Consider the following 14595-nt stretch of genomic DNA (forward strand, 5'->3'; position numbering starts at 1 on the left):
CGCCGCTGCGCGCCCGATTCCCCCTCCGGTGTCGCGCCGCTTGGCCCAACGGTATGCAGTGCGTGGTACGGATGGTCAACATGACAAAGGCGCGCCCGGCGGAAGGCAGGCGCAACGAGTGTCGGTCAGCGGCTGGAATCCGCTGCCTTACGAAACGTCATTCAACCAAAGTCTGATGCTCAGGCGATCTTGGCCTGGTCGCGGCTGGCGCCGATCAGCACCAGCATGGCGACGAGGAAGAGGTAGATCCAGGCGTCGCGCCATTCGAGCGGGAAATAGCCGGCCCAGAGCGATTCCGCCATGCCGAAGGCCGCGGCGCCGAGTGCCGCCTTGAGCGGCGACAGATAGCCGCCGACCGCCGTCACGAACAGGATCTTGAGGCCGTAGATCAGCCCGGTGCCGAAGCTGACATTGCCGTAATAGAGACCGGCAAGCACGCCGGCCAAGGCCGCGCAGAAGCCGCCGAACAGCACGGCAAGGCGGAACACCGCGCCCACGTCGATACCGCACATCGCCGCCGCCTTCGGATCGTCCGAGACGGCGCGCCAGGCGCGGCCGAAGCGTGAATGCGAAAACAGCCAGGCCGCCAGCGCCACCACCGCGATGACACCCGCGCAGTCGAGCAGCTGGATGACGGTCAGCGTGACCTTGAAGCCTTCACCTTCAGCGAAAATGACCGGATTGGCGAGCATCGGCGGCAGCCAGAGGTCGTGCGTGTCGGCTGCGATGCGGCTGGCTTCCGACAGGAAGAGCAAGATGCCCAGCGTCGTCACCACGATGGCGTTGGGCGAGCGGTCGGCGAGCTTTTCGAACACGCTGCGCGACAACACATGGCTGATCAGCGCGGCGTAAAGCAGGGCGGCAACCACGCCGAGCGCGACCGAGGCGGCCAGCGTCAGCCACAGTGCCTGGTAGCTGAAGGCGGCGGTCAGGATCATCGTCTGACCGCAAAAGGCGAACAGCGCGCCATAGGCCAGATTGGTGCGGTGCAGGATGCCGTTGGTCAGCACATAGCCGAATGCGAGCAGCGCATAGAGCGCGCCCGAATGCAGCCCGTTCAGCACCTGCTGGTAGAAATAGAGCATGCGGCATCCCAAGAGCAATTCCAGGAAAAGTGCGTAGCGGTTTTCCGTTCGGAATTGCGCAAAAACAAAGACTTAGAGCGGGTCGGCGATTTTGCGAAACACTGAACCGCTCTAGGGCCGTTCCCTTGGCCACATTCGAAGCGTCGCATCCGGAATCTAACTTGTCAAATACGTTTTATCGGTTAGATTCCTGTCATGACGGTATCCTGGACCCCGCACCGCTTCACCGGTGGCATTCTGGCGCTCGATACCGCGAACACCGTCGTATTGCGCAACGATGCGGAAAAGACTTTCGACCGGTTCGACGATCCGGCCGAGATCGCCCGTTTCGCCGAGGCGGCGAGCGGCTTTCGCGCCGCCGAGCTCGGCGGCCGGCGGCTGGAGGCGGCGGAGCCGAACGATGTAAAGCCGGCTGTCATAGCCATCCGCGAAACGACCGATCGATTGTTCCGCAACGCCGTGTCGAAAGGCGCGATTGCCACCGGGCTTCTGTCGAATTTCCTCACGGCCTGCGCGGAAGGGCTGTCGGGCCGCGCTGTGGAAATCGGTGCGCCCGGTCAGCCTTTCGGTGATCCGGCAACGCCCATCGCCTTCGAGGCGGCGCTTGCCGTGTCGGCGCTCTCGCTTCTGCGCGACGACACTTTGGCGAGGCTCAGGATCTGTCCCAATTGCAGTTGGCTGTTCGTCGACCGCAGTCGCAACTCCAGCCGCCTCTGGTGCGACATGGCCGTGTGCGGCAACCGCCAGAAGGCCAATCGTTACTATCGCCGCCGCACGGCGGTCAGGGAGGCAAGCAATGCCTAAAAGGTTCTCACGTTCGGTCGTTCTTTGTGTCGTCCTGATTGCCGCGGTCGCGCTCGGCGCCTGCCGCGACACCGGCAAGGATCAGCTCTTTGCCATCTCGGGAAAACTGTTCGAGTTCAACTACCGGCTGGCCATCGCCACCTATGTCATCACGCTGAGGCCGCTGCGGCCGATGGTCGACGGCCAGGTCGCGGTCGTGAGCTTCCAGAACCCGGCCGGCGGCGATCCGATCATCGTCAACCAGAAGATCTGGCCCAAGCTGCCCCACATCACGCTGACCAGTCCGCCGCTTACCTGCGTGGTCAAGGACAAGCCCTATGCCGTCTCGATCCGCATCCAGGATGCGAGCGGCACGTTGCTGCAAAGCATCGACACCACCATGACGTCGTCAGAGGATCAGACGATGCTGCCGGACCGGCCTTTGGTGATCGGGCCGAAATACGAGCTCAACCCGGACCTCGCCGGTCATCCGGACGGCAAACTGCCCGATGCTCAGAAGCCGGATTGCTCGAAAGCGATCTGAAACGCAGGCGCAGAGCAATTCCAGGAAAAGTGTGAGCGGTTTTCCGTCCGGAATTGCGTCAAAACAAAAAGATAGGGCGGTTCACCGTTTCCATGAAACGGTGAAACCGTCCTATCGCGAAATTTTTGTTCCTCGCGAGGCGGTTAGCATCATCTTGCGTGCGCTGCTGGCCACTCGCCAGACCGTTTGTTGCGTGTTACTTGGCTCCTGCGAATTTATTTGACCTCTCCCGTAAGGGAAGAAAGACTGCGGCGTCCCACTCCGACGCTGGCTGCCTGATTTGGGGCGCCTCCGCAGAGGAAATACCTGATGACGCTGCACGACGTCGCGCTCGACGACAAGTTCGATCTTGGCAAGGAGCGCATCTTCCTGTCCGGCGCGCAGGCGGTTGTGCGCATGCTTCTGATGCAGCGCGAGCGCGACCGCCGCGCCGGCCTCAACACCGCGGGTTTCGTCTCCGGCTATCGAGGCTCGCCGCTGGGCGGCCTCGACATGCAGCTGTGGCGGGCGAAAAAGCAGCTTGCGCAATCCGATATCGTCTTCCAGCCCGGCCTCAACGAGGAACTCGCGGCCACAGCCTGCTGGGGCTCGCAGCAGACCGAACTTCTGGGCGAGGGCACGCATGACGGCGTTTTTTCGGTCTGGTACGGCAAGGGGCCCGGCGTCGACCGTTCCGGCGATGTCTTCCGCCATGCCAATCTTGCCGGTTCCTCGAAGCATGGCGGCGTGCTTGCCCTCATGGGCGACGACCACATGGCCGAATCCTCGACCAACGCGCATGCCACCGAATTCCTCTTCGTCGACACCATGGTGCCGATCCTCAATCCGGCCGGTGTCCAGGAGATCATCGATTACGGTCTCTACGGCTTCGCCATGTCGCGCTTCGCTGGAACCTGGGCGGCCATCAAATGCGTGAAGGACAACATCGAATCGACGGCTTCGGTCGACGCCTCGATCGAGCGGCTCAACATCGTCATTCCCGAATTCGACATGCCGCCGAGTGGCCTGAACATCCGCCACGAGATCGACATGCTCGGCCAGGAAGAGCGGCTGCACGAACACAAGCGCGCCGCAGCTTCGGCTTTCATCCAGGCCAATGGTCTCAACCGCATCGTCTATTCCGGCGGCCGCAATCCCAAGCTCGGCGTCATCACCATCGGCAAGAGCTATCTCGATGTCCGCCAGGCGCTGGAGGATATCGGCATCGATGAAGCGGCGGCCAACCGCATCGGCATCCGGCTGTTCAAGGTCGGTTGTCCGTGGCCGCTCGACCTGCAGCATATCGCCGAATTCGCGCGCGGCCTCGACACCATCGTCGTCGTCGAGGAAAAGCGCTCGCTGATCGAGGCGCAGCTGCGCGAGAACCTTTACGGCACCGCTACGCGGCCGGTGATCGTCGGCAAGAAGGACGAGCGCGGCGATTGGCTGTTTCCGGCCAAGGGCGCGCTCGATCCGAACGAGATCGCCATCACGCTCGGCGAGAGGATCCTGCGCACGATCGGCCCGTCGGAAGAGATCGCCGCGCGCGTCGCCAAGCTGCGCCAGTTCCAGGCCATGCTTGCCGACACCGTCGACATCGGTTCGCGCACGCCCTTCTTCTGCTCGGGTTGCCCGCACAATTCCTCGACCAAGGTGCCGGATGGCTCGATCGCCGCCGCCGGTATCGGCTGCCATTTCATGGCGCTGTGGATGGACAGGAACACCGTCGGCTTCACCGCCATGGGCGGCGAGGGCGCGCAATGGGTCGGACAGGCGCCGTTCTCCAAACGGGACCACATCTTCCAGAATCTCGGCGACGGCACCTACAATCATTCCGGCGTTCTGGCGATCCGCTTCGCGCTGTCGAGCGGCGCCAACATCACCTACAAGATCCTCTACAACGACGCGGTCGCCATGACCGGCGGCCAGCCGCATGAAGGCGGCCTGACGGTCGACATGATCGCCAGGCAGGTGCGCGCCGAGGGCGTCGACCGCATTGCCGTCGTCACCGACGAGCCCGACAAATATGCCGGCAAGGCCGATTTTCCGGCCGGCATCACCATCCATCACCGCGACGATCTAGACCTCGTCCAGCGCGAATTGCGTGGGCTCAAAGGCGTTTCCGTTCTCATCTATGACCAGACCTGCGCCGCCGAAAAACGCCGCCGCCGCAAGCGCGGCACCTTTCCCGATCCCGACAAGCGCGTCTTCATCAACGAACTGGTCTGCGAAGGCTGCGGCGATTGCGGCGTGCAGTCGAACTGCGTCTCGATCCAGCCGGTAGAGACCGAATTCGGCCGCAAGCGCCGGATCGACCAATCGAGCTGCAACAAGGATTTTTCCTGCCTCAACGGTTTCTGCCCCTCTTTCGTCACCGTTCATGGCGGCAAGATCAGGAAGGCCGAAGGAATTGCCGGCAGGGCCGATCCCCTCGACGGCGTGCCCGTGCCGGCTGAATTCCGCATGGGCAACCAGGGCTGGGCGGGGATCATCGACGGGGTCGGCGGCACCGGTGTCGTCACCGTCGGCGCGGTGCTCGGCATGGCCGCGCATCTGGAAGGCAAGGGCTGCGGCATGATCGACATGGCCGGCCTCGCACAGAAGGGCGGCTCGGTGTTCACCCATGTCCGCATCGCCCCGACGCCCGAGGACATCCACGCCATTCGCGTTTCGGCCGGCAAGGCCGACCTCGTGCTCGGCTGCGACCTCGTCGTCTCCGGCGCCAAGAAGGTGCTGGGCGCGGTGCGCGAGGGGCACACGATCTTCCTCGCCAACACCGCCGAGATCATGCCTGGCGAGTTCACCCGTTCCGCCGACTTCTCGCTGCCGGTCGAGCGGCTGAAGAAGGCGATCCGGGCGGCCGCCGGCGACGACAAGGCGCATTTCTTCGACGCCACCCGCACGGCAACCGCTTTGTTCGGCAATTCGCTCGGCGCCAACATGTTCATGCTTGGCTTCGCCTTCCAGCATGGCGGCCTCCCGCTTTCGGCCGAAGCCGTTGAAAAGGCGATAGAATTGAACGGCGAAGCGGTGGCGATGAATATCGCCGCGTTCCGCTGGGGCCGCCGCGCCGCGCACCAGCCCGACTTCGTGCGCGGCCTCGTCGGTGAGACGGGCAAGCCGGCGCCCAGACTGGCTGAAACACTCGATGAGGTCATTGCGCGTCGCGTCACCTTCCTCACCGCCTATCAGAACGCCGCCTACGCCAGGCGCTACGCCGACCGCGTGGCGACGTTGCGCGCCGCCGAAGCCAAGGCCGTGCCTGGATCGACCGCGGTGACCGAGGCCGTCGCCAGGAATCTCTTCAAGCTGATGGCGATGAAGGATGAGTACGAGGTGGCGCGGCTCTACACAGACGGCACTTTCGCCGCCGACCTCGCCAAGCAGTTCCAGGGCTACGAGAGGCTTGAATTCCATCTCGCGCCGCCGATCCTTGGCCGGCGCGGCAATGACGGCACGCCCAGGAAATCCAGCTTCGGCCCGTGGATGATGAAGGGCTTTCGGCTGCTGGCGGCGATGAAGGGCCTGCGCGGAACCGCTTTCGACCTTTTCGGCTACACGGCCGAGCGACGCATGGAGCGGCAGCTGCTGAGAGAGTACGAAGCCGATCTCGACCTTATCGCCGGCGCGCTGGCGCCGGGCCGGGTGGAGGTCGCTGCGGCCCTTGCCTCCGTGCCGGCGCTCATCCGCGGCTATGGCCATGTCCGGCAGGCCAGCGCCGGGAAAGCGGCAGGCGAGCGCTCGCGGTTGACCGAGCGCTTGACCAAAGCCTCCGCGGAGCCTTCGCTTCGGGCAGCGGAGTGACCGCGCCGGCGCGTTGACGGCGCGCCAAAACTCCCCGGATTCCCTGGTCTGTCCCGCCTGCCGCAACCCTCCGCGACCGGGGTTGAGCGCCCTTCTAAGCCTTTCTTAAGGCGGGTGTGGCATGACAAGGCTTAGCGTTGGGCCGACGACATGGGCAAAACAAAGACCGAGAACATCCCGGCGGATGTCTATATCCAGTTCGTGCGGGCATTGTTCGACAACGCCGGCATGGTTGCGATCGGCGGCGTATGCTACTGGATTCTCGGGTTCATGGTCTACCTGCGTACGCAGGATCTGCTTTATCTGACGTTGGCTTTCGTTCTGCTATCGGCCAGCCTCTGGCGGTACTTCAGCATACGAGGCTTCCATAGAGCGGGCGGCACCATAGCAAGTGTCGCAGAGGCAGAAGCGATAGAGCGCAATTACATTCTAAAAGGCAGCGCGCAGGGCCTCGCATTGGGGTCATTCTGCTTCGTGTCGATCTACCTGCGTCCTGATCAATTTGCTGAACTGGCGTCGGTGTCGTTGTCGTTGACGACCTTGGTAACGGTTGTCGGACGAAGCTACGGGTCCATGCGCATGGTCCAGATTTTTTCCTTGACCCTCGTCGGGCCCGCGGCTCTTGCGCTCATCCTGCGCATGGATATGCCTTCTGTCGTCCTCGGCTTGATGATCTTCCCGTTGACGTTCGTCACCATCAACAGCGCCGACCATGTCCGCAACGTGCTCTTCTCGGCGGTCATCGGCCATAAGCAGGCCAGGAACCTGACGCGCCGGTTCGATCGCGCGCTCAACACCATGTCACATGGCCTGGTCATGCTGGGGCCCGATGGGCGCGTCGCGGTGGCCAATGCCGAAGCCGCCCGCCTGATGTCGCTGAGATCGGGCGATGCCTTGCTCGGACGCTCGATCCACGGCCTTTTGATGCGCGGCGTCGCCGGCGGCATGCTGGCGCCGAAAGACTGCCGCTACATCGAGGCGCAGTTGACGCGCGCCTTGCGCGAAGGCCGCGACCGCAAGGTGCTCGTTTCACTTGCCAATGGTCAGCACTACGAATTCTCCGCCCGTGAGGGCAGCCAGGAACTGGGCGTCATCACCTTCGAGGACGTGACGGCCCGCGTCGAGGCGGAGGAAAAGATCCGCTTCATGGCACGCTACGACAATTTGACCGGCCTGCCGAACCGCGCCTATTTCCACGAACTTGTCGGCGAGGCCATGGCCTCCGGCGAGCAGGAGCGGCTCTGCGGTCTGGCGGTGCTGGATCTCGACGACTTCAAGAGCGTCAACGACACCCTCGGCCATCCTGTCGGCGACGGGTTGATCTACGCCGTGGCCGAGCGTCTCGCGGCGATTGCCGGACCGGGCATCACGGTCAGCCGCTTCGGCGGCGACGAGTTCATGATCTTCTTCGACCGTGTCGAGGACGAGAGCCATCTCAGCACCCTGCTCGACCAGATATTCGCGAATCTGCAGGGCGAGGTGGACGTCGCCGGCCACGGGCTGCGCATCCAGACCAGCGGCGGCGCGGTGCTGTCCAAGGTCCAGGGCACCGACGTTGATGCCATGATCGTCAAGGCCGACCTTGCCCTCTACAAGGCCAAGGAACTCGGCAAGAACAGCTGGCGGCTGTTCGAGGCCGCCATGGATGCCGCCTTCCGCAATCGCCAGCTGATGAAGGCCGATCTGCGCAACGCCGTGCAGGCCAGGGAATTGCGCGTCGTCTATCAGCCGATCGTGGCTGTCAGCACCATGCGCATCGCCAGTTGCGAGGCGCTCTGCCGTTGGGACCATCCCGATCTCGGCCCGATCTCGCCCAGTGTCTTCATCCCCCTGGCCGAGGAGATGGGTATCGTTTCCGACATAAGCACTTTCGTGCTGGAGGCGGCTTGCGCCGAATGCGCCAAATGGCCGGCCCAGACCAGCGTGTCGGTCAACCTGTCGGCCAAGGATTTCCGCAATCGCGACATCGTCGAGAAGGTCAGGGACGCCTTGGCCAGGTCGGGCCTGGCGGCGCACCGGCTCGAGATCGAGGTCACCGAGACCGCGCTGCTCGACGACAAGTCGCTGACGCGCGAATCGATCGAGGAATTGAAGACGCTCGGCGCGCGCATCGCGCTTGACGATTTCGGAACCGGCTACTCCAGTCTGAGCTATCTCCACAAGCTGCCGCTCGACAAGATCAAGATCGACCGCTCTTTCCTGGTCGATCTAAACCAGAACCGGCGGTCGCTCGATCTTCTGAAGGGCATCGTCGGTCTGTCCCGGACATTGGGCCTTTCGGTCACCATAGAAGGGGTCGAGACCTTCGAGCAGCTCAAGACGCTGGTCCATCTGGTCAAGCCGGACTTCGTGCAGGGCTTCCTGTTCGGCGCCGCGCTCAGCGCATCGGGCATCGAGACGATGTCGAGCGTCACATGGCCATTTGCCGCCGACCTGCATATCGCCGGCAAACGGACAGCCAGCTGAAGGTGCGGAGTGTAGCTCACCTGGAATTGCGTTCAAAAAACAGATCGAATGTTCATCCAATGAAACGATGACAGCTCGGGCGCTGTCTAAATCCGCCACGTCCTGGTGGGCGCGACACCTGATTTCAGAATCACCGTGATGATCGGATCAGGCAACCCCTTGGCTGCACGATCCTGCTTTTCGCTTGAAAGATCGACGAACGATTCACGACCATTAAGGTTAACAATCGGTAAATCAGCGATATCGAATTTTCAGCTTGTGTCTCATTTCAACTCGAATAGCCTTGGTTGCAGGCGGAATTCGAGGACTGACAATGGATGTTGCTAGAAAGAGTGCGTCGGTCGACGCCAGCGCTAGAATCGACTCGGCGCTCAACCGATCCATGATGCAACTGCTGGACCATGTCGAATATCGTCTCATCACCGGGGGTGAAGATCAGGAGGCGATCTACCGGCTCCGCTACAATTCCTATCGGCGCTCAGGCATGTGTGGCCCGATCGCGCGTGGTATGTTCGAGGATCGCTGGGATAATCTACCCAACGCCTATCGGTTCGGTGTCTATTGCTATGACCAATTGGTCAGCACACTGCGTTTCCATTATATTACCAGCGAGTGTCCGTGCTCGCCCTCCGTCGATGCCTATCCGGAAATATTGACGGAGCGGCTTGCGCGCGGAGAAACCTTCATCGATGGAACCCGGTTCGCAGCCGATCCTGACAGCGCACCGTCGCCCGGAGTGATACCTTTCCTGACACTCAGGATTGCCATGGTCGCCTCCTGTTATTTTGGCCAGGACTCGGTGCTGACGCCAGTCAAGATGGAGCATTCCGCTTTTTACGTTCGTTACTTTCAGGCTGTGCAGAGGACAGAGGCTAAAGCATTTCCGGGCGTTCTTCCCCCGCTCGCACTGTTCGAAATACCGGCCGGCGAAAATATGCGCCTGACGCTCGAACGATTGCCGTTCTTCAGATCGACGCCGATGGAGCAGCGGCTGATGTTCGGCAATCCGGCCATCAACCGGCTGACGCCTCTCTCGATCGTGCCGACGGCGAAATACTATCGTGCCGCTGCCTGAACGCGGGCCATGAACCTTTCGCCGGCTGCGCCGTTATCAGGACCGCAGCCCAGCCTGACAGGCGATCGCCTGTCATAGGAAAGGATCCCCCAAATGACCATCCACTCGTTCGCGCTGACGCCGCTGATCTCGCTGATCGCCGGTGTGCTGATCCTGGTGATGCCGCGGCTCCTCAACTACATCGTCGCGCTGTACCTGATCGTCGTCGGCCTGCTCGGCCTGTTTCCCCATCTCGCCAGCTGAAATCCCGCCTCCGAGACGCGGACGAAGGCCCGGCTTTCAATTTCAACTTTCATTTGAGGCTGTTGTCGCAGGCCGTGCGGCAATAGCGCCATTGCTCTTGGTTCGGCTTTTCGCTATGTGCCTCAAAGGCATTTTCGAAGGGGTACTTCCATGGCTGATCACACGCCGACCGGTCCTGTCGAGCTAGGCGCGCAGATGGACTATGCCGAGCACGACCGTACCTATAAGGGCTTCCTCGGCCTGGCCAAATATGGCTCGCTGGTATGTGCCGCCATCCTCATCGCAATGGCCTTCGGCTTCTTCGTCGGCGGCTTCTTTTCAGGCCTCATCGTGTTCATCCTGGTCACGGCCATCGGCACTCTCATTCTGCGGTAGACTTCCCAACCCCATTGCCCTCGACGTCGCCGGACGTCCCGGCCGACGCCTTGCGTAATCAAGGTTCCAGCCGAAAGGATCATCCGGTGGGACAAATAGCGTTCATCCCTCGTGAGCTTGACCCGAACGAGCCGCGCGTCGCGGCCTCGCCGGAGACGGTCAAACGTCTGGCGGCTCTCGGCTTTGACGTAATCGTCGAAAAGGGCGCTGGTCTCCGCTCTCGCATCCCCGACCAGGATTTCGCCACGGCGGGTGGCGCGATCGGCAATGCTGCCGACGCGTCGAAGGCCGATGTCGTGCTGAAGGTGCGCCGGCCGACGGATGCGGAGCTGAAGGGCTACAAGTCCGGCGCGGCGGTCATCGCCATCATGGACCCCTACGGCAACGATGCCGCGGTGGCCGCCATGGCCAAGGCCGGCATCACCGCCTTCTCGATGGAATTCATGCCGCGCATAACCCGCGCCCAATCGATGGACGTGCTGTCCTCGCAGGCCAATCTTGCCGGCTACCAGGCGGTGATCGACGCGGCCGCCGAATATGACCGCGCCTTGCCGATGATGATGACCGCGGCGGGCACCGTGCCGGCCGCCAAGACCTTCATCATGGGCGTCGGCGTCGCCGGCCTTCAGGCGATCGCCACGGCGCGCCGCCTGGGCGCCATCGTCACCGCCACCGACGTGCGGCCGGCCGTGAAGGAGCAGGTGCAGTCGCTCGGCGCCAAGTTCCTGGCGGTCGAGGACGAGGAGTTCAAGGCGGCTGAGACGGCTGGCGGCTATGCCAAGGAAATGTCGAGGGAATACCAGGCCAAGCAGGCGGCGCTCACCGCCGAGCACATCGCCAAGCAGGACATTGTCATCACCACCGCGCTGATCCCCGGACGTCCGGCGCCGAAGCTGGTCTCCGCCGCCATGGTCGCCTCGATGAAGCCGGGTTCGGTGATCGTCGATCTCGCGGTCGAACGCGGCGGCAATGTCGAGGGCGCGGTGCCCGGCAAGGTCGTGGCGACCGAAAACGGAGTCAAGATCGTCGGCCATCTCAATGTGCCCGGTCGTGTTGCTGCATCGGCCTCGCTGCTCTACGCCAAGAACCTCTACGCCTTCCTCGAGACCATGGTCGACAAGGAGGCCAAGACGCTCGCCATCAAGCGCGACGACGACCTGGTCAAGGCGACGATGCTGACCGACGGCGGCAAGGTTGTGCATCCGAACTTCGCCAAGGCGGCGGAGGAGCCGCGTGTTGAGCCGGCTGCAATACCGGCTTCGACCATGGTCGCCGACGCTTCCGGCAAGAAACCGGCGCCGAAAAAGAAGGCCGCAGCCAAGTCGCCCTCGACCAAGCCAGAAGGGACCGCGTGATGGAACAGTTGCAGAAGGCCCTCGACCAGCTCGATCAGGCGACCGCCGCCGTACGGCTCGCGGTGCAGGATCTCGCCAACAGCGCGCCGGGCGCGGCCGACGCCGCCGGCGGCGCCGCGCACGCCATCTCCGGCGGCGCAATCGATCCCTTCGTCTTCCGCTTCGCCATCTTCGTGCTGGCGATCTTCGTCGGCTACTATGTCGTCTGGTCGGTGACGCCCGCGTTGCACACGCCGCTGATGGCCGTCACCAACGCCATCTCCTCGGTCATCGTCGTCGGCGCGCTGCTCGCCGTCGGCATCGCCGCTTCCGGCATTGCCGCGGGCTTCGGCTTCGTCGCGCTGGTTCTGGTCTCGGTCAACATCTTCGGCGGCTTCCTCGTCACCCAGCGCATGCTGGCCATGTACAAGAAGAAGGAAAAGTGACGTGAACGCCAACTTCGCTTCCTTCCTCTACCTCGTCTCCGGCATCCTGTTCATCCTGGCGCTGCGCGGGCTCTCGCACCCGACCACCAGCCGACAGGGCAATCTCTACGGCATGATCGGCATGGGCATCGCTCTTTGCACCACGCTGGCGCTGGCGCTGCCGTCGCCCGGACGTTTCGGCCTGATCGTGCTCGGCCTCGCCATCGGCGGCGGCATCGGTGCGGTCACCGCGCGCCGCATCGCCATGACCTCGATGCCGCAGCTGGTCGCCGCCTTCCACAGCCTCGTCGGCTTCGCCGCCGTCATGGTTGCTGCGGCCGCCATCTACGCGCCCGAAAGCTTCGGCATCGGTACGGCGGGCGATATCCACGCCCAGGCGCTGATCGAGATGAGCCTTGGCGTGGCCATCGGCGCCATCACCTTCACCGGCTCGGTTATCGCCTTCCTGAAGCTCGACGGCCGCATGTCCGGCAAGCCGATCATGATCGGCGGCCGCCACCTGATCAACATCGCGCTCGGCGTCGCGCTGGTCGTGCTGATCGTGCTTTTGATCACCACCGAATCCAAGCTCGTCTTCTGGCTGATCGTGCTGGCCTCGCTGGTGCTGGGTGTGCTGCTCATCATCCCGATCGGCGGCGCCGACATGCCGGTCGTGGTGTCTATGCTGAACTCCTATTCGGGCTGGGCCGCGGCGGCGCTTGGCTTCACGCTCGGCAACCTCGCGCTGATCATCACCGGCGCGCTGGTCGGCTCGTCCGGTGCGATCCTGTCCTACATCATGTGCAAGGGCATGAACCGCTCCTTCATCTCGGTCATCCTCGGCGGCTTCGGCGGCGAGACGGCCGCCGTTGCCGACGACGGCATCGAGCGCACCGTCAAGCAGGGCTCGGCCGACGACGCCGCCTATCTGATGATGAACGCGCAGAAGGTCATCATCGTGCCCGGCTACGGCATGGCGGTCGCCCAGGCGCAGCACGCGCTGCGCGAGATGGCCGACAAGCTCAAGGCCAACGGCGTCGAGGTCAAATACGCCATCCACCCCGTGGCTGGCCGCATGCCCGGCCATATGAATGTGCTGCTCGCCGAAGCCAACGTGCCTTATGACGAGGTGTTCGAACTGGAGGACATCAACTCCGAATTCGCGCAGGCCGACGTCGCCTATGTCATCGGCGCCAACGACGTCACCAACCCATCCGCGCGCGACGACAAGTCCTCGCCGATCTACGGCATGCCGATCCTCGACGTCGACAAGGCCCGCACCTGCCTGTTCGTCAAGCGCTCGCTCGGCTCCGGCTATGCCGGCATCGACAACACGCTGTTCTACAAGGACGGCACCATGATGCTGCTCGGCGATGCCAAGAAGATGACTGAGGAAATCGTCAAGGCGATGGATCACTGAGCCGTATCGGCCGGCGAGTTCCGTGCGCGCCCCGGCTTGGGCTCGATCAATCATAGCAAAGCTGTCGTCCTAATCGGCAGCTTCGCGACTACCCAACGATGATTACCTTGCCGGTAATGGCGCCTTCCACACTCTTTGCATAGGCGAGCCCCACCCGTTTCGAAGAAACGGGCTCATGACCAGGGAACCACTCGCCATATCTCGGTACCGACACGTCGAGAAGTCCGGGGCTCACCGCATTGATGCGGAGGCCGCGTGGCATCTCGATAGCCGCACTGAGAACGAAACCTCCGAGCGCGCCGTTCGCGGCCGCTGCTCCCGTTCCCATGCGGATAGGATCGCGGTCGAGTACTCCGCTTGTCAGCGTGAACGAGCCTCCGTCGCTAAGCGTGGCCAGCCCTGCCAGCACCAGATTGACTTGTCCCATGACCTTGTGGCGCAGGCCCAGCATGAATGTCTCTTCGGTGTATTCACCAAGCGCTCCGAAATGGACATCGCCTGCCGTCGAGACGACGGCGTCTACCTTGGCGCATTTGGCGTACATGGCCTCGACCGACACGCGGTCGGCTATGTCGACCCGGAAGTCGCCGCTGGACCGACCGGCCTTGATGATCTCGTGGCGGAAACCCAGCTCATTGCAGACTGCCTTCCCGATATCACCCTCGGCACCGACGACAATGATCCTCATGCCGGTTCCTCCGCCATCTCGTCATACCGTTTGAGCTTGTAGGCAAGCAGATCGGAACAGCGATCGAGGGCGGCACGCCGCCGATCCAGATGCGCCGCATGGTCGAGAAGAACCGCTTTCCGTTCGGATAGCGTTTCATTGCCCCTCTGGTAGAGCTGTGCGAAGTATCGCATCCGCTCCATGGGCATGCCTGTCTCGCGCAGCGAGGAGAGCAGGATGAGCCATTCGACATTTTCCGCCGAGAAGTCGCGCCTCCGATCACGTCCGCGCGCGACCTTCGGAAGCAGATCCAATTTCTCATAGTAGCGGATAGTGTCGATGCTCAGCTCGCTTGCCGACGCCACCTCAGAGATACGCATATATCGCCCATAGCC

12 protein-coding genes and 1 pseudogene are annotated in these 14595 nt (G+C 63.0%); 10 read left to right on the plus strand and 3 right to left on the minus strand.

Annotated elements, in window-relative coordinates:
* Nucleotides 1-179: 179 nt before the first annotated feature.
* Nucleotides 180-1085, minus strand: coding sequence for a branched-chain amino acid ABC transporter permease (locus AC0L2L_RS02165; protein WP_473575870.1), 906 nt, complete (start codon nucleotides 1083-1085; stop codon nucleotides 180-182).
* A 195-nt stretch (nucleotides 1086-1280) separates the two neighbouring features.
* On the opposite strand from AC0L2L_RS02165, the gene AC0L2L_RS02170 reads away from it, so the two are divergent.
* From AC0L2L_RS02170 to AC0L2L_RS02215, 10 genes and pseudogenes are all read left to right on the plus strand, one after another.
* Complete coding sequence (locus AC0L2L_RS02170; RefSeq protein ID WP_473575871.1) at nucleotides 1281-1889, plus strand: CGNR zinc finger domain-containing protein; 609 nt, start codon at nucleotides 1281-1283, stop codon at nucleotides 1887-1889.
* Complete coding sequence (locus AC0L2L_RS02175) at nucleotides 1882-2412, plus strand: hypothetical protein (RefSeq protein ID WP_473575873.1); 531 nt, start codon at nucleotides 1882-1884, stop codon at nucleotides 2410-2412. The genes AC0L2L_RS02170 and AC0L2L_RS02175 overlap by 8 nt, the downstream gene beginning before the upstream one ends.
* Nucleotides 2413-2712: 300 nt before the next feature.
* A pseudogene (locus tag AC0L2L_RS02180) lies at nucleotides 2713-6195 on the plus strand (indolepyruvate ferredoxin oxidoreductase family protein); the annotation flags it as partial.
* Nucleotides 6196-6345: 150 nt separating this feature from the next.
* Nucleotides 6346-8661, plus strand: coding sequence for a putative bifunctional diguanylate cyclase/phosphodiesterase (locus AC0L2L_RS02185; RefSeq protein WP_473575875.1), 2316 nt, complete (start codon nucleotides 6346-6348; stop codon nucleotides 8659-8661).
* 382 nt (nucleotides 8662-9043) lie between these two features.
* The gene (locus AC0L2L_RS02190; protein ID WP_473575877.1) at nucleotides 9044-9736 is read left to right on the plus strand and encodes an N-acyl amino acid synthase FeeM domain-containing protein; all 693 of its coding nucleotides are present in this window, start codon (nucleotides 9044-9046) and stop codon (nucleotides 9734-9736) included.
* Nucleotides 9737-9829: 93 nt separating this feature from the next.
* Complete coding sequence (locus tag AC0L2L_RS02195) at nucleotides 9830-9979, plus strand: DUF3096 domain-containing protein (RefSeq protein ID WP_073989262.1); 150 nt, start codon at nucleotides 9830-9832, stop codon at nucleotides 9977-9979.
* A gap of 150 nt (nucleotides 9980-10129) precedes the next feature.
* On the plus strand, nucleotides 10130-10354 hold the full coding sequence (locus tag AC0L2L_RS02200; protein ID WP_473575878.1) for an aa3-type cytochrome c oxidase subunit IV: 225 nt from the start codon (nucleotides 10130-10132) through the stop codon (nucleotides 10352-10354).
* 86 nt (nucleotides 10355-10440) lie between these two features.
* Nucleotides 10441-11709: a Re/Si-specific NAD(P)(+) transhydrogenase subunit alpha gene (locus tag AC0L2L_RS02205; protein WP_473575879.1), complete on the plus strand. Its 1269-nt coding sequence runs from the start codon at nucleotides 10441-10443 to the stop codon at nucleotides 11707-11709.
* Entirely contained in the window at nucleotides 11709-12134 is a 426-nt protein-coding gene (locus AC0L2L_RS02210) for an NAD(P) transhydrogenase subunit alpha part 2 (RefSeq protein WP_473575880.1), read from the plus strand. Before AC0L2L_RS02205 ends, AC0L2L_RS02210 begins: the two co-directional genes overlap by 1 nt.
* 1 nt (nucleotide 12135) lies before the next feature.
* Nucleotides 12136-13533 (plus strand): NAD(P)(+) transhydrogenase (Re/Si-specific) subunit beta, encoded by a 1398-nt coding sequence (locus tag AC0L2L_RS02215; RefSeq protein WP_473575881.1) that lies wholly within the window; start codon nucleotides 12136-12138, stop codon nucleotides 13531-13533.
* Nucleotides 13534-13621: 88 nt separating this feature from the next.
* On the opposite strand, the gene AC0L2L_RS02220 is transcribed toward AC0L2L_RS02215, so the two are convergent.
* A complete protein-coding gene (locus AC0L2L_RS02220) occupies nucleotides 13622-14221 on the minus strand; it encodes a short chain dehydrogenase (RefSeq protein ID WP_473575882.1) in 600 nt (199 codons plus the stop codon).
* Entirely contained in the window at nucleotides 14218-14580 is a 363-nt protein-coding gene (locus tag AC0L2L_RS02225) for a MerR family transcriptional regulator (RefSeq protein WP_473575884.1), read from the minus strand. The genes AC0L2L_RS02220 and AC0L2L_RS02225 overlap by 4 nt, the downstream gene beginning before the upstream one ends.
* Nucleotides 14581-14595: the final 15 nt, after the last annotated feature.

The organism is Mesorhizobium sp. WSM4832 (genome assembly GCF_055811115.1).